Genomic DNA, 19,398 nt, shown 5'->3' with positions numbered 1-19,398 from the left:
ATGGCACGCGAATATCCGCTCCAGCGCTACCGCAACTTCGGCATCATGGCTCACATCGATGCCGGCAAGACCACCACGACCGAACGGATCCTCTACTACACCGGCAAGTCGCACAAAATCGGCGAGGTGCATGACGGCGCCGCGACGATGGACTGGATGGAGCAGGAGCAGGAGCGGGGGATCACCATCACCTCGGCTGCGACCACCACCTTCTGGCAGCGTCAGGAAGACCCGACCAAGGAAGGCACTTCGGACACGAAGTTCCGTTTCAACATCATTGACACCCCCGGCCACGTCGACTTCACGATCGAAGTCGAACGCTCGCTCGCGGTGCTCGACGGTGCGGTTTGCCTTCTTGACGCCAACGCCGGTGTGGAGCCGCAAACCGAGACGGTGTGGCGTCAGGCCGACCGCTACAAGGTTCCGCGGATCGTCTTCGTCAACAAGATGGACAAGATCGGCGCCGACTACTTCAAATGCGTCGACATGATCAAGGACCGCACCGGCGGCACCCCTTGCCCGGTGGCGCTTCCGATCGGGGCCGAAGACCAGCTCGAAGGCATCATCGACCTGATCAAGATGGAAGAATGGGTCTGGAAGGGCGAAGACCTCGGCGCGAGCTGGGTCCGTCAACCGGTCCGGGACGACCTGAAGGATCTCGCCGACACCTGGCGTGCCAATATGATCGAACTCGCCGTCGAAATGGACGACGTGGCGATGGAAGCCTATCTCGAAGGCAATGAGCCCGACGAAGACACGCTGCGTGGCCTGATCCGCAAGGGCACGCTGGCGATGGCCTTCTTCCCGGTGCTCGCCGGCTCGGCGTTCAAGAACAAGGGCGTGCAGCCCCTCCTGAACGCGGTGATCGACTTCCTGCCGGGCCCGCTCGACGTGCCGGCCTATGTCGGCTTCGCCCCGGGCGACGAAACGGAAACCCGCAACCTCGAGCGTCATGCCTCGGACGAGGAGCCCTTCTCGGGCCTCGCGTTCAAGATCATGAACGACCCCTTCGTGGGCTCGCTGACCTTCACCCGGATCTATTCGGGCACCCTCAAGAAGGGTGACCAGATGCTGAACTCGACGAAGGGCAAGCGCGAACGCGTCGGCCGGATGATGATGATGCACTCGATCAACCGCGAGGAGATCGAAGAGGCGTTTGCCGGCGACATCATCGCGCTCGCGGGTCTGAAGGAAACCACCACGGGCGACACGCTCTGTGATCCGTCCAAACCGGTGGTTCTCGAAACCATGACCTTCCCCGAGCCGGTGATCGAGATCGCCGTGGAACCGAAGTCGAAAGCCGACCAGGAGAAGATGGGCCTCGCCCTCGCGCGCCTGGCTGCCGAAGACCCGTCGTTCCGCGTCGAGACCAACTTCGAATCGGGCCAGACGATCATGAAGGGGATGGGCGAACTTCACCTCGACATTCTCGTTGACCGGATGAAGCGCGAGTTCAAGGTCGAGGCCAACATCGGTGCGCCGCAGGTGGCCTACCGCGAAACCATCTCGCGCTCGGCCGAAATCGATTACACGCACAAGAAACAAACCGGTGGTACCGGCCAGTTCGCGCGCGTGAAACTCGTGATCGATCCGACCGAACCGGGCGAGGGCTATTCGTTCGAAAGCCGCATCGTGGGTGGTGCGGTGCCGAAGGAATACATCCCCGGCGTCGAAAAGGGCATCAAGTCGGTGATGGACTCCGGTCCGCTCGCGGGCTTCCCGGTGATCGACTTCAAGGTGGCGCTGATCGACGGTGCCTTCCACGACGTCGACTCCTCGGTTCTGGCCTTCGAGATCGCCTCGCGCGCCGCCATGCGTGAAGGCCTCAAAAAGGCCGGTGCGAAGCTGCTCGAGCCGATCATGAAAGTCGAAGTGGTGACCCCGGAAGAATATACCGGCGGCATCATCGGCGACCTCACCTCGCGTCGCGGCATGGTGCAGGGGCAAGACACCCGCGGCAATGCCAACGTGATCAACGCGATGGTGCCGCTGGCGAACATGTTCGGCTACATCAACACGCTGCGCTCGATGTCCTCGGGCCGCGCCGTCTTCACGATGATCTTCGATCATTATGACGCCGTGCCGCAGAACATCTCGGACGAAATCCAGAAGAAATACGCCTGATGCGACGGGGCCCGGTGATCCGGGCCCCTTCCGCGCAGGATCAACGACCAGGAGGCCATCATGGCAAAGGCAAAGTTTGAACGGAACAAACCGCACGTCAACATCGGCACGATCGGCCACGTTGACCACGGCAAGACGACGCTGACGGCTGCGATCACGAAATACTACGGCGAATTCAAGGCCTATGACCAGATCGACGGTGCGCCGGAAGAGCGTGCGCGCGGGATCACGATCTCGACGGCCCACGTGGAATACGAGACGGCTGCGCGCCACTATGCGCACGTCGACTGCCCCGGCCACGCCGACTATGTGAAGAACATGATCACGGGTGCGGCGCAGATGGATGGCGCGATCCTCGTGGTGGCCTCGTCGGACGGCCCGATGCCGCAGACGCGCGAGCACATCCTGCTCGGCCGTCAGGTGGGCATTCCCTACATGGTCGTCTACATGAACAAGGTCGACCTCGTGGATGACGAAGAGCTGCTGGAGCTCGTGGAAATGGAAGTCCGCGAACTGCTCTCGTCGTACGAATACCCCGGCGACGACATTCCGATCATCAAGGGCTCGGCGCACCAGGCGATGCTGGGGGAATCGAAAGAGATCGGCGAAGATTCGATCCATGCGCTGATGAAAGCGGTGGACGAATACATCCCGACCCCGGCGCGTGCCGTGGATCAGCCGTTCCTGATGCCGATCGAAGACGTGTTCTCGATCTCTGGCCGTGGCACCGTGGTGACGGGCCGTGTGGAACGCGGTGTGATCAACGTGGGCGACGAACTTGAAATCGTCGGCATCCGCCCGACCAAGAAAACGACCTGCACCGGCGTTGAAATGTTCCGCAAGCTGCTCGACCGCGGCGAGGCGGGCGACAACATCGGCGCGCTGCTGCGCGGTGTGGACCGGGACGGCGTGGAACGCGGTCAGGTTCTGGCGAAGCCGGGTTCGGTGACGCCGCACACGGTGTTCGAAGCCGAGGCCTACATTCTGACGAAGGAAGAAGGCGGCCGTCACACGCCGTTCTTCGCGAACTACCGTCCGCAGTTCTACTTCCGCACGACCGACGTGACGGGCACGGTGAAGCTGCCGGAAGGCACCGAGATGGTGATGCCGGGCGACAACCTGAAGTTCGAGGTCGAACTGATCGCCCCGATCGCGATGGAAGAAAAACTGCGCTTCGCCATCCGTGAAGGCGGCCGCACCGTCGGCGCAGGCGTCGTCTCCAAAATCCTGAAATAATCAGGGTTTTGCGCTGGCGGGGCGACCCGCCGGACGCATGCGACACGAAATTGGAAGGAGCGTCGCAAGACGCTCCTTTTGCTCTTGACAGACTCGGGGGGCTCCCGTAGGGCACCGGCCTGATCTGCCAAGATTACGGTTCGATGCAGGCGTCGCATGCGGCGGGGTCTGCCTCTCAACTCAGAAGCCCTGCGAAAAGGGAAGACTGCATGTCTGGTCAAAACATTCGCATCCGGCTCAAGGCGTTCGATTACCGCGTGCTGGATGCCAGCACCCAGGAAATCGTCAACACCGCGAAGCGTACGGGTGCACAGGTCCGCGGGCCGATCCCGCTGCCCAACAAAATCGAGAAATTCACGGTTCTCCGTGGTCCGCACATCGACAAGAAGTCGCGCGACCAGTGGGAAATCCGCACGCACAAGCGTCTTCTCGACATCGTCGATCCGACCCCGCAAACCGTGGACGCGCTGATGAAGCTCGACCTCGCGGCTGGCGTGGACGTCGAGATCAAAGTCTGAGGAGCGGGCACATGCGTTCTGGTGTTATCGCCAAGAAGCTGGGCATGACCCGGCTGTTCCTCGAAGACGGCAAGCAAGTTCCGGTGACGGTGCTGCAACTCGACAACCTGCAAGTTGTCGCGCAGCGCACCGTGGAAACCGACGGCTATACCGCGGTGCAACTCGGTGCGGGCGAGGCGAAAGCCAAGCGTGTTTCGGGTGCGATGCGCGGTCACTTCGCGAAAGCGAATGTGGCGCCGAAGCGCAAGCTGGCCGAATTCCGTGTGTCGCCTGAAAACCTGATCGACGTGGGCGCCGAGATCTCGGCCGAGCATTACCTTGCCGGCCAGCATGTCGACATCGCCGGCACCTCGATCGGTAAAGGCTTTGCCGGTGCCATGAAGCGTCACAACTTCGGTGGTCTGCGCGCCTCGCACGGTGTCTCGATCTCGCACCGTTCGCACGGCTCGACCGGCCAGTGCCAAGACCCGGGTAAGGTGTTCAAGGGCAAGAAGATGGCTGGCCATCTTGGGGCCGTGCGTGTCACCACGCAGAACCTGCAAGTGGTCCGCACCGATGCCGACCGTGGCCTGATCATGGTCAAGGGCTCGGTTCCGGGCGCCAAGGGCGGCTGGGTCACGATCAAGGATGCGGTGAAGAAACCGGCCCCGGCCGATCTGCCGCTGCCCGCCGCGCTGAAATCGGCGGCTGCTGCCGCTCCGGCCGAAGAAGTCTCGGTCGAAGGGGGTGAAGCATGAAACTCGATGTGATCAAGCTTGACGGCGCGAAAGCCGGCTCGATCGAGCTCGACGAGGCGCTGTTCGGCCTTGAGCCGCGCGCCGACATCCTGCACCGCGTCGTGCGCTGGCAGCGCGCGAAGGCGCAGGCCGGCACCCATTCGGTGCTTGGCAAGTCGGACGTGAGCTACTCGACCAAGAAGATCTACCGCCAAAAAGGCACCGGTGGCGCGCGTCACGGGTCCAAGAAGGCGCCGATCTTCCGTCACGGTGGTGTCTACAAGGGCCCGACCCCGCGCTCGCACGCCCATGACCTGACCAAGAAGTTCCGTGCGCTTGGCCTGCGTCATGCGCTCTCGGCCAAGGCGAAAGCCGGCAATATCGTGGTGATCGAGGCGGCCGACATGGCTGAAGCGAAAACCGCGATGCTCGCCAAGGCGGCCAAGGAACTGGGCTGGAAAAAGGTCCTGGTGATCGACGGCGCCGCGGTGAACGAGAACTTCGCGCTTGCCGCGCGCAACATCGAAGGCATCGATGTGCTGCCGTCGATGGGCGCCAACGTCTATGACATCCTCAAACGTGACACGCTCGTGCTCACGAAAGCGGGTGTCGAAGCTCTGGAGGCTCGCCTGAAATGAGTGCGAAACCCGAACATTACGACGTGATCGTGAAGCCCGTCATCACCGAGAAGGCCACCATGGCCTCCGAGGCTGGTGCGGTGGTCTTCCAGGTGACCAAGACGGCGACCAAACCGCTGATCAAGGAAGCCGTGGAAGCGCTTTTCGGCGTCAAGGTGAAGGCGGTGAACACCACCATCACCAAGGGCAAAACCAAACGCTTCCGCGGCCGCCCCGGCGTGCGCTCGGACGTGAAGAAAGCCTATGTGACGCTCGAAGACGGCAACACCATCGACGTCTCGACCGGCCTCTGAGCTCGGTTTGAAGAGACAAGAAAGGCCCTCGCGCGAGCGGGGGCCTTTTTTGTTCTGCCGGGGGGAACTTTGGTTACTTGCGGGCCCCGATAAATATCCCCGTCAGTACCATCCCGACCAAGCCTAAGACTGTCGTTGCGGTGCTGCCGACGAGGAAGGCCAAGACGTCATCTGGCAAGGAGAAGCCGAACGCCTTGAACCCGTGAAGGAGGAGTAAAAGAAATACGGCGGCGCAATAGGCCCACATGAAACGAAAAGCCTTCGCCGCCGAAGGCTTGATCAGGTCGTTGAGTGTTCTGGTGGTTTCCGCTTTGACTTGCTCTTTCAGCCGCTCCGTTTGTTCGTTCAGCCGCTCCGCGCGTTCCGAAACTTCGGCCAACTTCTCCGCGTATTCTCTTGTGGAAACGGGAACATCTGCGCTAGTGGGCGGGATCACCTCCGGCGCAGTATCAATATCCTCAAGCGTTGGGGCCTGATCAGGCCGTGGCTCGACGTCCGGCAAGCGCCAGCTCCGTAAAATGCTGCTTGATGTCGTCGTTAGAGAGGGGTTGGTTGCGGCCCTCTCCAAAGTAGGTATTTGTCCAAGGCGTCCCGGGCTGGTGCGTCATTTGCGAAAGCTGAAGCCCGGTGAACCCACCATACTTGTTCCAGACATGCTCAATGATGCCGCGCTCCTCCGGGGTCAGCGACTCCTCGAAAGGCTTGTCCACACTGCGCCCCAGCAGGCCATTCACCGTTGAAAAGCCGAAGTCACGAATGTGGTTCCAGATGGAGCGCATCACGGGCCCACCATCCCACGCTTCAAACCGACCCGAAACAAGCGGTTCATTGCGGATTGCAAGGTTCCAGCCATGCGCCATGTAGACGAGCTTCTGGAGCTTCATCTGGTTCATGGAGCCGCCGTTGAGCTTGAGGAACTCATTGGCGATCGCTCGAGCGTCGTGCATCAGATCCTCCTTTCCCGGGTCGCGGGGGCGGCTACCACAAAGTCGCTCGTCGCGCTACCGATTTCAGCATTACATATGGGTGTAAAAATCCAAAGAACAATTGAGCCGCCCGTGCGAGGTAGTGTGTCGCCTATAGACACCTCTCCCCAACCCTGCTATGCCCCGCCAGTCGCTCGGCCCCGGATTCGTCCGGGGTCAGTGATTTTTGCACTCGGGGAGCTACGGCGCCCCATACGTAACGGACCTATGGTCCAAAGCAACGGAAGACAGAGAGCATGGCACTCAAGTCGTATAAGCCGACGACGCCTGGCCAGCGCGGGCTGGTTCTGATCGACCGTTCGGAGCTTTGGAAAGGTCGTCCCGTCAAAGCCCTCACCGAGGGTCTGACCAAGACGGGCGGCCGGAACAACACCGGACGCGTCACCATGTGGCACAAGGGCGGCGGGGCGAAACGCCTTTACCGCATCGTCGATTTCAAACGTCGCAAGTTCGACGTTCCGGCCACGGTCGAGCGGATCGAATATGACCCGAACCGCACCGCCTTCATCGCGCTGATCAAATACAACGACGGTGAACTGGCCTACATTCTCGCGCCGCAACGTCTCGCCGTGGGCGATACCGTGATCGCCGGTGCGAAACAGGACATCAAGCCCGGCAACGCGATGCCGTTCTCGGGCATGCCGATCGGCACGATCGTGCACAATGTCGAGCTGAAACCCGGCAAGGGTGGCCAGATCGCGCGCGCCGCGGGCACCTATGCCCAGTTCGTCGGCCGTGACGGGGGCTATGCCCAGCTGCGTCTCTCCTCGGGCGAGCTGCGTCTCGTGCGTCAGGAATGCATGGCGACCATCGGTGCCGTGTCGAACGCTGACCATTCGAACCAGAACCTCGGCAAGGCCGGCCGCAAGCGCCACATGGGCGTGCGTCCGACCGTTCGCGGTGTTGCGATGAACCCGATCGACCACCCGCATGGCGGTGGTGAAGGCCGGACCTCCGGTGGCCGGACCCCGGTTACCCCCTGGGGCAAGGACACCAAGGGCAAGCGCACCCGTTCGAACAAGCAGACCGACAAGTACATCCTGCGGTCGCGTCACGCCAAGAAGAAGGGTCGCTAACCTATGGCACGTTCTCTCTGGAAAGGCCCCTTCGTCGATGCCTATCTGCTGAAAAAGGCAGAAAAGGCGCGCGCTTCGGGCAAATCCGACGTCATCAAGATCTGGTCGCGTCGCTCCACCATCCTGCCGCAATTCGTCGGCCTCACCTTTGGCGTCTACAATGGCCAGAAACATATCCCGGTGAACGTCACCGAGGAGATGATCGGCCAGAAGTTCGGTGAATATTCGCCGACCCGGACCTATTACGGTCACGCCGCCGACAAGAAAGCGAAGAGGAAGTAATCGCCATGGGTAAGGAACAAAATCCGCGCCGCGTGGCGGACAACGAAGCCTTCGCGAAAGCGAAGATGCTTCGCACCTCGCCGCAGAAGCTCAACCTCGTGGCCGCGCTGATCCGTGGCAAGAAGGTCGACAAGGCGCTCGCCGATCTGACCTTCTCGAAAAAGCGGATCGCCGAAGACGTGCGCAAATGCCTGCAATCGGCGATTGCCAACGCCGAGAACAACCACGGCCTCGACGTCGACACCCTGATCGTCGCGGAAGCCTTCGTCGGCAAGAACCTCGTGATGAAACGTGGCCGTCCGCGGGCGCGTGGCCGGTTCGGCAAGATCATGAAGCCGTTTTCGGAAATCACCATCAAGGTGCGTCAGGTCGAGGAGCGCGCGTAATGGGTCAGAAGGTCAACCCCATCGGGATGCGTCTCCAGGTCAACCGCACCTGGGACAGCCGCTGGTTCGCTGAGTCGAAAGACTACGGCAACCTGCTTCTGGAAGACCTGCGCATGCGCGAGTTCATCCACAAGGAAGCCAAGCAAGCCGGCATCGCCCGCGTGATCATCGAGCGTCCGCACAAAAAGTGCCGCGTCACGATCCACGCTGCGCGTCCGGGTGTCATCATCGGCAAAAAAGGCGCCGATATCGAGACCCTGCGCAAGAAGCTGGCGAACTTCACCGCTTCGGAGCTGCATCTCAACATCGTTGAAGTGCGCAAGCCCGAGCTCGACGCGCAACTGGTGGCCGAGTCGATCTGCCAGCAGCTCGAACGCCGGGTCTCGTTCCGCCGTGCGATGAAACGTTCGGTTCAGAACGCGATGCGCATGGGTGCCCTTGGCATCCGGGTCAACGTTTCGGGCCGCCTTGGTGGTGCCGAGATCGCCCGGACCGAATGGTACCGTGAAGGCCGCGTGCCGCTGCACACCCTGCGTGCCGACATCGATTACGCGCTGGACGAAGCCATGACCCCCTACGGGATCATCGGTGTGAAGGTCTGGATCTTCAAAGGCGAGATCATGGAACATGATCCGCAAGCCCGTGACCGCAAAGCTGCCGAAGCCCAGGATGGCCCGGCGCCGCGCGGTCCGCGTCGCGACCGCGACGCTCGCTGAGGAGTGACTTGAGATGCTGCAACCGAAACGGACGAAATTCCGCAAACAGCACAAGGGCCGCATCCACGGCGAGGCCAAGGGCGGCTTCAACCTGAACTTCGGCTCCTTCGCCCTCAAGGCGACCGAACCGGAGCGGGTCACGGCGCGTCAGATCGAAGCGGCGCGCCGCGCGATCACCCGCCACATGAAGCGTCAGGGCCGGGTCTGGATCCGCGTGTTCCCCGATGTGCCGGTGTCGTCGAAACCGACCGAAGTGCGGATGGGTAAAGGGAAAGGCTCTGTCGATTACTGGGCGTGCAAGGTCAAACCGGGCCGCATCATGTTCGAGATCGACGGCGTGTCCGAAACCATTGCCCGCGAAGCGCTGCGCCTTGGCGCGAACAAGCTGCCGGTGCTGACCCGCATCGTCGCACGCGAAGACTGGTAAGATCTGATCCTTTTCGGATCTCGCACCCCCGCCGGTTATCCGGCGGGGGTGTTTCGTTGCCTGGGCCGTTCGCCGGGAGGGCATTTTGACAGCTTCGACAATCGGGGTAAGCTTGCGTCGATAGGCGCCGATCTTCCCGCGGCGAGGTCCGCGTCGATCGGAAATCAGGAGAACGCTCCCAGATGCGTGCAACTCATGCAGAACTTGTCGACCGGGAACAGAGATTTCCCACCGGGCACCGGCTTGGGTATCCGGGCTATGTTGCGCAGATGCGCAAGCTGCGGGCGGAATTCGAGCGCGACTTCAGCGTCGACCCGCTCAGCGTGGACCGGGTGATCGCTGCTTTCGACGCGATTCCGTCCGAGGCGTTTGCCACGCCCTACGCGCTCAGCCCGGAGGCGCTCGCGCGCGTGAGCCAGATGGTGCAACGCAAATATGTGATGCGGTTTAAGAATATTCGTCGTTCCTGGGCACATCTGCTGGAGCATATGCCCGAGTTGATGGTGACGGGTGGCCCGCCGCGCGACGTCCTCGAGATGTCGAGCGCGCATGGCGCCACGCTCGAGGTTCTGCGCCATTTCGGCCATCGCGCGGTTGGCAATGACTACGCCAATTTCCTCGGTTGGCAGGACGGGGTCGACAGCCGGTTTCGCACCGTGAACGGAGAGGATCTGCGCGGGCACGAGAGCGATCCCCCCCTCAATGCCTGCGATGGCATGATAACCGACTGGCCTTATCAACCCTTTATCGAGAGCCAGGGGCTCGATGTGCGGCTCTTCGATGCTGGACATTTGCCTTATCCGTTCGAAGACAAGAGTTTTGACACGGTGCTCTGCTTCGATGCGATCGAGCATTATTGCCATCCGAAGGACTGGATGGCGATCATTGACGAGTTCACCCGGCTTGCGCGGCAGTCGGTGCTGCTGATCATCAATCCGGTGCAGGCGCATCTGCTTGAGGAGGAAAGCTACATGGCGCCCTATCGGCTGTTCCAGAGCCAGATGCGCAGCTATCGCGCGAACGGGTTCCAGTGCATCCATGCCGGGATCAAACGCAACCGGCTGGCGGTGTTCAAGTTGATGTCTCTGGCCTGAACACCTGGGTCTGCAAAAATCCATAGTATTGCCAAAGTATTGCGTCTGACGCATGGCGGAAATGACAGTTTTGTGACGTTTGGGTCATTGAACCGTGACGTTCATTTCGGCATGTTCTCCGCTTGGTTGAGGAAAGGGGCGCGCGTGGCTACAATACGTATCGAACGGACAATCGTGTCCGGGCAGCCGGGCTGGCGCAAGCGAGTCGAGGATGTGGGGCTGCGGCTCAGGCTGCAAAAGGGCGATCCGCGCCAGCTCTTCGAGGCCGAGCGGCAGGCCTATCTGAGCCTTCAGGGCAAGCATCTGCCGTTTCCGCGCCTGCTCGACTCGCGTCCCGGGGAATTTGTGCTCGCTGATGCCGGGCCGAGCGTGAAGGCGATCATCCTGCGCGAAGGCGCGCATTCGGTCCCCGGCCAGGCGGCCATCGTGGCTGCGGCGGAGGCGCTCGCGCGGCTGCACCGGGCGGGCTACAGCCACGGCCGGCCGAGCCTGCGCGACATCTGTTATCAGGACGGCACGATCACTTTCATCGATCTCGAGAAATATCGCCCCGATCACAACAACCCCTCGGGCCATGTCTGGGATCTGCTGATCTTCTTTTTCGATATCTGCATCGCGACGGGACGACTCGACGAAACGGTGTTGGCCGCGCGCGATGCCTATCGCGCCGCTGACAGCCGCGGGATCTGGGCGCGCGCCGAGCGCAAGATGCGGCACCTGCGCCCGGTCTGGGCCCTGTTGCGCCCGCTCACCTGGCGCTGGTTGAGCCATCACCGCGATTTCCGTGCCATTGCGCCGCTTTGTGCGCTGTTCTCGCGCGGCGTCAGGCCGGATTCAAGGCTTGCCCCCGGGGGGGAATTCCTGTAGGCAGCGGCATCCGCGCGCCGGTCCCTTCGGGAATCGGCCGTGGGCGACATAACCCACCAGACACAGGGTCACCCCAAGCGTGCGATCGCGCACCCAAGCGGGGCCCTCTGGTGCCAGTAAAGGAACCATGGGATGAACGCCCAAGAACTCAAGGCGAAGACGCCTGACGAGCTTCGTGACGCGCTTGTTGCGCTGAAGAAAGAAGCCTTCAACCTCCGCTTCCAGGCGGCCACCAACCAGCTGGAAAACACCGCCCGCATGCGTGCCGTCCGTCGTGACGTGGCCCGCGTGAAGACGGTGCTGACCCAAAAAGCTGCCGAAGCTGCGAAGTAAGGAGACTTTCGATGCCCAAACGTATCCTCCAAGGCGTCGTGACCTCGGACAAGAACGATCAGACCGTGACCGTTCTCGTGGAGCGCCGCTTCAAGCATCCGCTGCTGCAAAAAACGGTGCGGAAATCGAAGAAATATCGTGCGCATGACGCGCAAAACACTTTCAAGACCGGTGACGTTGTCCGCATCGAGGAATGCGCGCCGATCTCGAAAACGAAGCGCTGGCAGGTTGTCGTCGAGGCCTGATTTTCATCAGGCCCGGCGATGAACGTCCAGTTCATCGAAACCCTGGGACGGCTACCTGCATAGGCGTTCCCAAAGGTCGGGAGTAACAATATGATCCAGATGCAGACCAATCTGGATGTCGCTGACAACTCCGGCGCGCGCCGAGTTCAGTGCATCAAGGTTCTGGGCGGTTCGCACCGCCGCTACGCATCCGTGGGCGACATCATCGTGGTGTCGGTCAAGGAAGCGATTCCGAAAGGCCGCGTGAAGAAGGGCGACGTGCGTAAAGCCGTTGTAGTGCGCACCGCCAAGGAAGTCCGTCGCGAAGATGGCACCGCCATCCGCTTCGACCGCAACGCCGCCGTCATCCTGAACAACCAGGGCGAACCGGTCGGCACCCGTATCTTCGGGCCGGTCGTTCGTGAGCTGCGCGCGAAGAACTTCATGAAGATCATCTCGCTTGCGCCGGAGGTGCTGTGATGGCTGCGAAACTCCGCAAAGGCGACAAGGTCGTCGTGCTCACCGGCAAGGACAAGGGCAAGCAAGGTGAAATCACCGCCGTCTCGCCCAAGGACAACAAGGCCGTGGTCGACGGGCTGAACGTGGCGATCCGCCACCAGCGCCAGACCGCGACTGCGCAAGGCGGCCGCGTCGCCAAGGCGATGCCGATCGACCTTTCGAACCTCGCGCTCGTCGACGCGAACGGCAAGGCGACCCGCGTCGGCTTCCGCTTTGAAGAGGGCAAGAAGGTGCGCTACGCCAAGACCACCGGGGAGGCGATCTGATGCTCGACCAAGCCAGCTACACCCCGCGTCTGAAAGCGCTTTACGCTTCGTCGATCCGCGCTGCGATGAAAGAGCAGTTCGCCTACAAGAACGACATGCAGATCCCGAAGCTCGAGAAAATCGTTCTCAACATGGGCGTCGGTGAAGCCGTCAAAGACACCAAGAAGGTCAAGCAAGCCGCCGAGGAGCTCTCGCTCATCGCCGGTCAGAAGGCTGTCATCACCAAGGCCAAGAAGTCGATCGCCGGCTTCCGCGTCCGTGAAGAGATGCCGCTTGGCTGCAAGGTCACCCTCCGCGGCGACCGCATGTACGAATTCCTCGATCGCCTGATCAACATCGCGATGCCGCGCGTGCGCGACTTCCGCGGTGTGAAGCCCAGCTTCGACGGCCGTGGCAACTTTGCGATGGGTCTCAAGGAGCACATCGTGTTCCCGGAGATCGACTTCGACAAAGTCGACGAGGTTCTCGGCATGGACATCATCATCTGCACCTCGACCACGGTCGATGCAGAAGCGAAGGCGCTGTTGAAAGCTTTCAACATGCCTTTCAACGCCTGATCGCGGAGAGAATTTATGGCCAAGAAATCCATGGTTGAGCGCGAAGTGAAGCGCGCCAAGCTGGTGAAGAAATACGCCAGCAAACGCGCCTCGCTGAAAGCGACGATCGAAGACCAGACCCTGCCGATGGAAGAGCGCTTCAAGGCGACCCTGAAACTGGCGGAACTGCCCCGCAACTCGTCGGCCGTGCGTCTGCACAACCGTTGCCAGCTCACCGGTCGTCCCCATGCTTACTACCGTAAGCTCAAACTCTCGCGGATCATGCTGCGCGACCTGGCCTCTTTCGGCCAGATCCCCGGCATGGTGAAATCGAGCTGGTAAGGAGGTCAGGGAATGTCCGTGAACGATCCCCTCGGCGATATGCTGACCCGCATCCGCAACGCGCAGATGCGCGGCAAGTCCACCGTCCGTACCCCGGCTTCGAAGCTTCGCGCCTGGGTTCTCGACGTGCTCGCGGCGGAAGGCTACATCCGTGGCTATGAGAAAACGACCTCGGCGGCCGGCATGCCGGAACTCGAGATCTCGCTGAAGTACTTCGAAGGCACCCCGGTGATCCGCGAAATCGCGCGCGTCTCCAAGCCGGGCCGCCGGGTTTATGCTTCGGTCAAAGACATCCCCTCGGTCCGTCAGGGCCTGGGTGTGTCGATCGTCTCCACGCCGAAAGGCGTCATGACGGACGCGGCCGCACGCACTGCCAACGTTGGCGGTGAAGTGCTCTGCACCGTGTTCTAAGGAGGGCCCGATGTCTCGTATTGGTAAGAAACCGGTCGAAATGCCCAACGGCGTCAGCGCGACGCTTGCGGGCCAGACCATTGAGGTGAAAGGGCCGAAAGGCACCCGCAGCTTCACCGCCACCGACGACGTGACGATCACGATGGACGGTTCCGCCGTCACCGTGACGCCGCGCGGCACCTCCAAGCGCGCCCGTCAGCAGTGGGGCATGACCCGCTCGATGATCGAGAACCTCGCCATCGGCGTCTCCACCGGCTTCAAGAAAGAGCTCGAAATCCAAGGCGTGGGTTACCGCGCCGCGGTGCAGGGCAACATCCTGAAGCTCTCGCTCGGCTATTCGCACGAGGTCAATTTCGAAGTTCCCGCCGGTGTGACCGTCGCGTGCCCGAAACAGACCGAGATCACCGTGGAAGGCATCGACCAGCAACAGGTCGGGCAAGTCGCGGCGAACATTCGTGAGTGGCGCCGCCCCGAGCCCTACAAGGGCAAAGGGATCCGCTACAAGGGCGAGTTCATCTTCCGCAAGGAAGGCAAGAAGAAGTAAGGGGCTGAGAAATGGCGAACAACAAACGAGAGCTGTTCCTCAAACGCCGCCTGCGCGTTCGGAACAAAATCAAGGCGATGGCCAATGGCCGCGCCCGTCTGTCGGTGCATCGCTCGTCGAAGAACATCAGCGTTCAGCTGATCGACGACGTCAACGGCGTGACCATCGCTTCGGCCTCGACGCTCGAAAAAGAATTCGGCGTCGTCGGCAAGAACAACGTCGAAGCCGCGACCAAGATCGGTGCGGCGATCGCCGAACGGGCCAAGAAAGCCGGTGTGGAAGAGTGCTTCTTCGACCGTGGCGGCTTCCTGTTCCACGGCAAGATCAAGGCGCTTGCCGATGCGGCCCGCGAAGGCGGTCTGAAGTTCTGATGCCGTGGGGGGCGTTCGCGCCCTCCCGATGATCCGGGGGCCGTGCCTGGCGCGGCCCACCAGGATTGGACCCAACGGGTGTGCTTTCACGCCCTTCACGAAAGGAATGCCTGATGGCAGAACGTGAAAACCGCCGGGAGCGTCGCGCCGAGCGCGAAGAGACCCCGGAATTCGCCGATCGTCTGGTTGCGATCAACCGCGTGTCGAAAACCGTGAAGGGCGGCAAACGCTTTGGTTTTGCCGCGCTCGTCGTGGTTGGTGACCAACGTGGCCGCGTCGGCTTCGGCAAGGGCAAGGCCAAGGAAGTTCCGGAAGCGATCCGTAAGGCGACCGAGCAGGCGAAGCGCTCGCTCGTCCGCGTGCCGCTGAAAGACGGCCGCACGCTGCACCACGACATCGAGGGCCGTCACGGCGCCGGTAAAGTGGTCATGCGCACCGCCCCGGCCGGGACCGGGATCATCGCCGGCGGCCCGATGCGCGCCGTGTTCGAGATGCTCGGCGTGCAGGACGTTGTTGCGAAGTCGATCGGCTCGCAAAACCCCTACAACATGATCCGCGCGACCCTCGACGGTCTGAAGCTGGAAGCCTCGCCGCGCACCGTTGCCGCCCGTCGCGGCAAGAAGGTCGCCGACATCCTGCCGAAATCCGACGCTGAAGCGCCGGCCGAAGCCTGAGGAGAGTGAAGATGGCGAACAAAACCATCGTCGTGCAACAGGTGGCCTCGGCCGCCCGCCGCCCGGCCATCCAGACCGCGACCCTCAAGGGCCTCGGCCTGAACAAGATCCGCCGCACCCGTGAGCTGGAAGACACTCCGGCCGTGCGCGGAATGGTCAACAAGGTCTCGCACCTCGTGAAGATCATCGAAGAACGCGGCTGAGCCCGGTCTTTTGGAAAAGGGAAACGCCCCGGCTTGGTCCGGGGCGTTTTTCGTTGGATACTGCGTTGCATATTGCGCGAACGCCATGGGAGGCCGCGATGGACCTGAAACAGCAAAAAGCCGAGACCGAGCAGATTTTCCGCGAGATCGCGTCGATGGAGGATCTGCCCGCGCGCGCGGTGATCGCCTTCCAGTTCGTGCCCGAGGATGGCGCGGCCGATTGGGACACCTTCACCGAGGCGCTGGAGGCGCAGGGCTATGGGGTGGAATGGTATGAGGCCGAGGATGACGAGGACGAAGACTGCTTTGAGGTGACCACGCCCGAGGTGGCGCTGAACGTGGAGACGCTCTGGGCCGAAGAGGAAAAGCTGACGCTTCTCGCCGCCGTGCACGGGTTCGCGGCCGACGGTTGGGGGTTCATGGGGGCGTGAGCATTCATGTGAGGGCGCGCGCAAGGATACCTAAGTCTACACGAAGTGAGGTCTTGAGCCGGATTAGGTTCCTGCTTCAGGTGTCGGTAATGTGTTGAAATAGGCTCAAAATGTGGCGCAGCCGAGCACAAGGGGGCAACTGCACTTACGGTTGATGGAATCCTGAAGCCTTGCCATCTATTCCAAAATCATGCTCTAAATGAACCGGAGGGGAGAGACACACTATAGCGAGGAGTGTGTCCCGTGGTTCCAGAGAAAAAGCCGTCACTTAAAATTATGACCTTCACTCTGATCTCTCAGGCGGAACTCTCCTTGGGTGTGTTTCGCGGGAAGGGACTAGGTGCGATTCTTCTCGCCGTAATCGCCTTAGTGTTAATCGCCCAGCCCAGCTTTTCGCCCTCAGAGTTTTTTCATGCCGTGAGGGCGTATTTTCCGCCCAATAGGTGAAGACGTGAGATCGCTCCGTCGTGTGTTGTAGCTAACGCTTGCGGGTTTTCCTCGCGCCCGCTATACGCCCCCGGTGGCCAAGCCGCAGAATCAACAAAAAACGCCGTGTGTGCTCCGGTTTCGCTTCCGGGGGCATTGTCCGGCAAAGGAGAAGCGACATGAAACTGAACGAACTGCGCGACAACGCCGGCGCGGCGAAAAAAGCCAAACGCGTCGCCCGCGGCCCCGGCTCGGGCAAGGGCAAGACCGCCGGCCGTGGTATCAAGGGCCAAAAGTCGCGCTCGGGCGTGGCTCTGGGCGGTTATGAAGGCGGCCAGATGCCGCTCTACCGGCGCCTGCCGAAGCGCGGCTTCACCAAGCCGAACCGGAAATCTTTCGCCGTTGTGAACCTCGGCCTGATCGAGAAGTTCATCGGCCTTGGCAAACTCGACGCCTCGGTCGAGATCACCGAAGATGCGCTCGTCGCCGCGGGTCTGACCTCGCGCAAGCTTGACGGCATCCGCATTCTCGCCAAGGGCGAAATCACCACCAAGGTCACGCTCACCGTGTCCGGCGCCTCGAAAGCGGCCGTTGAAGCCGTCGAGAAAGCCGGTGGCAAGCTGAGCGTTGCTGCTGCGGCCGAATAATCGGTTGTGGGCGGGGGCAACCCCGCTTACATAGGCAACAGTTTTCCAGGCGCCGCCGACCGGAGAACGGTCGCGCGGCGCCTTACGCATGAAAGAGACGGGTATGGCATCTGCTGCAGAGCAAATGGCGGCGAACCTGAGCTGGAGCGCCCTGGGCAAGGCGACCGAGCTCCGCGCGCGCATCTTTTACACCATCGGGCTGCTGATCATCTACCGCCTCGGCACCTATATTCCGGTGCCCGGTATCGACGCGGACGCGCTGCGCGAGTTCATGGAGCGCGCGGCCTCCGGCATCGGGGGCATGCTCTCGATGTTCACCGGTGGTGCGCTTGGCCGGATGGGGATCTTTGCCCTCGGCATCATGCCCTATATCTCGGCCTCGATCATCGTGCAGCTTCTCGCGGCGCTTGTGCCCGCGCTGGAGCAGATGAAGAAGGAAGGCGAGCAGGGCCGCAAGAAGATCAACCAGATCACCCGCTACTCAACGGTGGCGCTGGCGAGCTTCCAGGCCTGGGGCCTCGCGGTCAGCCTGCAAAACGGCGGGCTTGCGCATACGCCGGGGCTGTTCTTCATCGCCTCGGTGCTTGTCACGCTGGTGGGCGGCACGATGTTCCTGATGTGGCTCGGCGAGCAGATCACCGCGCGCGGCATCGGCAACGGCATCTCGCTGATCATCTTTGTCGGCATCGTCGCCGAGATCCCGCGCGCGCTTGCAGGCTTCCTTGAGCAGGGCCGTGTGGGCGCCATCTCCACCCCGGTGATCATCGGCGTGATGGTGATGGTGATCCTCGTGATCGGCTTTGTGGTGTTCATGGAACGCGCGCTGCGCAAGCTCCATATCCAGTATCCGCGCCGTCAGGTTGGCATGAAGATTTATGACGGCGGCTCCTCGCACCTGCCGATCAAGGTGAACCCGGCGGGCGTGATCCCGGCGATTTTCGCCTCTTCGCTGCTGCTTCTGCCGACCACGATCTCGACCTTCTCGGGCCAGAACACCGGGCCCATCATGTCGACGATCTTGGCCTATTTCGGCCCCGGCCAGCCGCTCTATCTCGCCTTCTATGCGACGATGATCGTGTTCTTCGCGTATTTCTACACCGCCAACGTCGCGTTCAAATCCGATGAGGTGGCGGAAAACCTGAAGAACCAGGGCGGCTTCATTCCGGGCATCCGCCCCGGCAAGAAGACCGAGGATTATCTCGATTACGTCGTGGCGCGAGTGCTGGTGATCGGTTCCGCCTATCTCACCGCGGTTTGCCTGCTGCCCTCGATCCTGCAGACGCAGCTCTCGTTGCCGTTCTACTTTGGTGGCACCTCGGTGCTGATCGTCGTCTCGGTGACGATGGACACGATCAACCAGATCCAGTCGCATCTCTTGGCGCATCAATACGAGGGGCTGATCGAGCGCTCGCAATTGCGCGGCAAACGGTCGAAGTCGGGGACCAGAAAAGCGCCGACGCGGCGCTGAGGAGAGGGAAGAATGGTCAATATCATCCTGCTGGGACCGCCCGGCGCCGGCAAGGGCACGCAGGCGCAAAAGCTCGTTCAGGGCCGCGGCATGGTGCAGCTCTCGACCGGCGACATGCTGCGCGAGGCGAAGACCTCGGGCACCGAGATGGGCAAGCGCGTTGCCGAGGTGATGGACCGCGGCGAACTCGTCACCGACGAGATCGTGATCGGCCTGATCGAGGAGAAACTGGCCGCGGGCGGTAGTGCGGGCTTCATCTTCGATGGTTTCCCGCGCACGCTCGCGCAGGCCGATGCACTCGGAAAGCTGCTGGCACGCACGGGCCAGAAGCTCGATGCCGCGATCGAGCTTGTTGTCGATGACGAAGTGCTGGTCTCGCGCATCACCGGCCGCGCCGAGGAAGCGCGGGCGGCGGGGCTGCCGGTGCGGGCCGACGACAATGCCGAGAGCCTGAAGATCCGGCTGATGGAATATTACAAGAAGACCTCGCCGCTGATCGGCTATTACTATCACGCGGGCGATCTCTTCCGCGTTGACGGGCTGGCGGAAATTGACGCGGTGGCCACGGCCATCGCCGGGATCCTTGATCAGCAGCACTGATCGGGGTTGACGCTTGACCTGCGGGGAAATTCCCTCTAGGTCAC

Annotated in this window: 30 protein-coding genes; 28 read left to right on the top strand and 2 right to left on the bottom strand. The window is 61.9% G+C overall.

Annotated elements, in window-relative coordinates; translation table 11 throughout:
* The 6 genes from fusA (at position 1) to CRO22_RS03275 (ending at position 5,525) form a co-directional block, all read left to right on the top strand.
* Positions 1 to 2,124, top strand: coding sequence for an elongation factor G (gene fusA / locus CRO22_RS03300; RefSeq protein WP_097068647.1), 2,124 nt, complete (start codon positions 1 to 3; stop codon positions 2,122 to 2,124).
* A gap of 60 nt (positions 2,125 to 2,184) precedes the next feature.
* Positions 2,185 to 3,360: an elongation factor Tu gene (tuf, locus tag CRO22_RS03295; RefSeq protein ID WP_097068646.1), complete on the top strand. Its 1,176-nt coding sequence runs from the start codon at positions 2,185 to 2,187 to the stop codon at positions 3,358 to 3,360.
* A gap of 209 nt (positions 3,361 to 3,569) precedes the next feature.
* Positions 3,570 to 3,878, top strand: coding sequence for a 30S ribosomal protein S10 (rpsJ, locus tag CRO22_RS03290; RefSeq protein WP_013066043.1), 309 nt, complete (start codon positions 3,570 to 3,572; stop codon positions 3,876 to 3,878).
* A gap of 11 nt (positions 3,879 to 3,889) precedes the next feature.
* Positions 3,890 to 4,615, top strand: a complete 726-nt coding sequence (rplC, locus tag CRO22_RS03285; RefSeq protein ID WP_097068645.1) for a 50S ribosomal protein L3 — start codon at positions 3,890 to 3,892, stop codon at positions 4,613 to 4,615.
* Positions 4,612 to 5,232 carry a 50S ribosomal protein L4 gene (gene rplD / locus CRO22_RS03280; protein ID WP_097068644.1) on the top strand — a complete coding sequence of 207 codons (621 nt, stop codon included), beginning with the start codon at positions 4,612 to 4,614 and terminating at the stop codon, positions 5,230 to 5,232. The genes rplC and rplD overlap by 4 nt, the downstream gene beginning before the upstream one ends.
* Complete coding sequence (locus CRO22_RS03275) at positions 5,229 to 5,525, top strand: 50S ribosomal protein L23 (RefSeq protein ID WP_097068643.1); 297 nt, start codon at positions 5,229 to 5,231, stop codon at positions 5,523 to 5,525. The genes rplD and CRO22_RS03275 overlap by 4 nt, the downstream gene beginning before the upstream one ends.
* Before the next feature lie 73 nt (positions 5,526 to 5,598).
* On the opposite strand, the gene CRO22_RS03270 is transcribed toward CRO22_RS03275, so the two are convergent.
* Both CRO22_RS03270 and CRO22_RS03265 read right to left on the bottom strand, forming a co-directional pair.
* Entirely contained in the window at positions 5,599 to 6,027 is a 429-nt protein-coding gene (locus CRO22_RS03270) for a hypothetical protein (RefSeq protein WP_097068642.1), read from the bottom strand.
* The gene (locus CRO22_RS03265; RefSeq protein WP_097068641.1) at positions 6,002 to 6,472 is read right to left on the bottom strand and encodes a Panacea domain-containing protein; all 471 of its coding nucleotides are present in this window, start codon (positions 6,470 to 6,472) and stop codon (positions 6,002 to 6,004) included. Before CRO22_RS03265 ends, CRO22_RS03270 begins: the two co-directional genes overlap by 26 nt.
* A 275-nt stretch (positions 6,473 to 6,747) precedes the next feature.
* Here CRO22_RS03265 and rplB point away from each other — a divergent pair, with 275 nt between their 5' ends.
* From rplB to CRO22_RS03155, 22 genes are all read left to right on the top strand, one after another.
* Positions 6,748 to 7,587: a 50S ribosomal protein L2 gene (gene rplB, locus CRO22_RS03260; protein WP_097068640.1), complete on the top strand. Its 840-nt coding sequence runs from the start codon at positions 6,748 to 6,750 to the stop codon at positions 7,585 to 7,587.
* Positions 7,588 to 7,590: 3 nt separating this feature from the next.
* Positions 7,591 to 7,869, top strand: coding sequence for a 30S ribosomal protein S19 (gene rpsS / locus CRO22_RS03255; RefSeq protein ID WP_055211973.1), 279 nt, complete (start codon positions 7,591 to 7,593; stop codon positions 7,867 to 7,869).
* Positions 7,870 to 7,874: 5 nt separating this feature from the next.
* Positions 7,875 to 8,255: a 50S ribosomal protein L22 gene (gene rplV, locus CRO22_RS03250; RefSeq protein WP_097068639.1), complete on the top strand. Its 381-nt coding sequence runs from the start codon at positions 7,875 to 7,877 to the stop codon at positions 8,253 to 8,255.
* Positions 8,255 to 8,971 (top strand): 30S ribosomal protein S3, encoded by a 717-nt coding sequence (gene rpsC / locus CRO22_RS03245; protein WP_097068638.1) that lies wholly within the window; start codon positions 8,255 to 8,257, stop codon positions 8,969 to 8,971. Before rplV ends, rpsC begins: the two co-directional genes overlap by 1 nt.
* A gap of 13 nt (positions 8,972 to 8,984) precedes the next feature.
* On the top strand, positions 8,985 to 9,398 hold the full coding sequence (rplP, locus tag CRO22_RS03240) for a 50S ribosomal protein L16 (protein WP_097068637.1): 414 nt from the start codon (positions 8,985 to 8,987) through the stop codon (positions 9,396 to 9,398).
* A gap of 182 nt (positions 9,399 to 9,580) precedes the next feature.
* On the top strand, positions 9,581 to 10,492 hold the full coding sequence (locus CRO22_RS03235) for a class I SAM-dependent methyltransferase (protein WP_097068636.1): 912 nt from the start codon (positions 9,581 to 9,583) through the stop codon (positions 10,490 to 10,492).
* Positions 10,493 to 10,636: 144 nt separating this feature from the next.
* A complete protein-coding gene (locus tag CRO22_RS03230) occupies positions 10,637 to 11,359 on the top strand; it encodes a hypothetical protein (protein WP_141399406.1) in 723 nt (240 codons plus the stop codon).
* Between the two features lie 132 nt (positions 11,360 to 11,491).
* Positions 11,492 to 11,692, top strand: coding sequence for a 50S ribosomal protein L29 (gene rpmC, locus CRO22_RS03225; protein WP_097068634.1), 201 nt, complete (start codon positions 11,492 to 11,494; stop codon positions 11,690 to 11,692).
* A gap of 11 nt (positions 11,693 to 11,703) precedes the next feature.
* Entirely contained in the window at positions 11,704 to 11,937 is a 234-nt protein-coding gene (gene rpsQ / locus CRO22_RS03220) for a 30S ribosomal protein S17 (RefSeq protein ID WP_097068633.1), read from the top strand.
* 90 nt (positions 11,938 to 12,027) lie between these two features.
* Positions 12,028 to 12,396: a 50S ribosomal protein L14 gene (gene rplN, locus CRO22_RS03215; protein WP_013066055.1), complete on the top strand. Its 369-nt coding sequence runs from the start codon at positions 12,028 to 12,030 to the stop codon at positions 12,394 to 12,396.
* Positions 12,396 to 12,701, top strand: a complete 306-nt coding sequence (gene rplX / locus CRO22_RS03210) for a 50S ribosomal protein L24 (RefSeq protein ID WP_097068632.1) — start codon at positions 12,396 to 12,398, stop codon at positions 12,699 to 12,701. Before rplN ends, rplX begins: the two co-directional genes overlap by 1 nt.
* A complete protein-coding gene (gene rplE, locus CRO22_RS03205; protein WP_097068631.1) occupies positions 12,701 to 13,258 on the top strand; it encodes a 50S ribosomal protein L5 in 558 nt (185 codons plus the stop codon). The genes rplX and rplE overlap by 1 nt, the downstream gene beginning before the upstream one ends.
* A gap of 15 nt (positions 13,259 to 13,273) precedes the next feature.
* Positions 13,274 to 13,579 carry a 30S ribosomal protein S14 gene (gene rpsN / locus CRO22_RS03200; protein WP_097068630.1) on the top strand — a complete coding sequence of 102 codons (306 nt, stop codon included), beginning with the start codon at positions 13,274 to 13,276 and terminating at the stop codon, positions 13,577 to 13,579.
* A 12-nt stretch (positions 13,580 to 13,591) separates the two neighbouring features.
* A complete protein-coding gene (gene rpsH, locus CRO22_RS03195; protein ID WP_097068629.1) occupies positions 13,592 to 13,990 on the top strand; it encodes a 30S ribosomal protein S8 in 399 nt (132 codons plus the stop codon).
* 10 nt (positions 13,991 to 14,000) lie between these two features.
* Entirely contained in the window at positions 14,001 to 14,534 is a 534-nt protein-coding gene (gene rplF / locus CRO22_RS03190) for a 50S ribosomal protein L6 (RefSeq protein WP_097068628.1), read from the top strand.
* An 11-nt stretch (positions 14,535 to 14,545) separates the two neighbouring features.
* Entirely contained in the window at positions 14,546 to 14,905 is a 360-nt protein-coding gene (gene rplR / locus CRO22_RS03185; protein ID WP_097068627.1) for a 50S ribosomal protein L18, read from the top strand.
* Positions 14,906 to 15,018: 113 nt separating this feature from the next.
* Positions 15,019 to 15,579, top strand: coding sequence for a 30S ribosomal protein S5 (rpsE, locus tag CRO22_RS03180; RefSeq protein ID WP_097068626.1), 561 nt, complete (start codon positions 15,019 to 15,021; stop codon positions 15,577 to 15,579).
* Positions 15,580 to 15,590: 11 nt separating this feature from the next.
* Positions 15,591 to 15,782, top strand: a complete 192-nt coding sequence (gene rpmD / locus CRO22_RS03175; RefSeq protein ID WP_036634548.1) for a 50S ribosomal protein L30 — start codon at positions 15,591 to 15,593, stop codon at positions 15,780 to 15,782.
* Positions 15,783 to 15,880: 98 nt separating this feature from the next.
* The gene (locus CRO22_RS03170) at positions 15,881 to 16,213 is read left to right on the top strand and encodes a ribonuclease E inhibitor RraB (RefSeq protein ID WP_097068625.1); all 333 of its coding nucleotides are present in this window, start codon (positions 15,881 to 15,883) and stop codon (positions 16,211 to 16,213) included.
* Positions 16,214 to 16,818: 605 nt separating this feature from the next.
* Positions 16,819 to 17,286, top strand: a complete 468-nt coding sequence (gene rplO, locus CRO22_RS03165) for a 50S ribosomal protein L15 (RefSeq protein ID WP_097068624.1) — start codon at positions 16,819 to 16,821, stop codon at positions 17,284 to 17,286.
* A gap of 103 nt (positions 17,287 to 17,389) precedes the next feature.
* Complete coding sequence (gene secY, locus CRO22_RS03160) at positions 17,390 to 18,754, top strand: preprotein translocase subunit SecY (protein WP_097068623.1); 1,365 nt, start codon at positions 17,390 to 17,392, stop codon at positions 18,752 to 18,754.
* 12 nt (positions 18,755 to 18,766) lie between these two features.
* Positions 18,767 to 19,354, top strand: a complete 588-nt coding sequence (locus CRO22_RS03155; protein WP_097068622.1) for an adenylate kinase — start codon at positions 18,767 to 18,769, stop codon at positions 19,352 to 19,354.
* The last annotated feature ends 44 nt before the right edge of the window (positions 19,355 to 19,398 follow it).

Origin of the sequence: Rhodobacter maris, from assembly GCF_900217815.1 — a bacterium.
Lineage (GTDB): Bacteria > Pseudomonadota > Alphaproteobacteria > Rhodobacterales > Rhodobacteraceae > Rhodobacter > Rhodobacter maris.
This window is presented reverse-complemented; position numbering and strand designations above follow the sequence as displayed.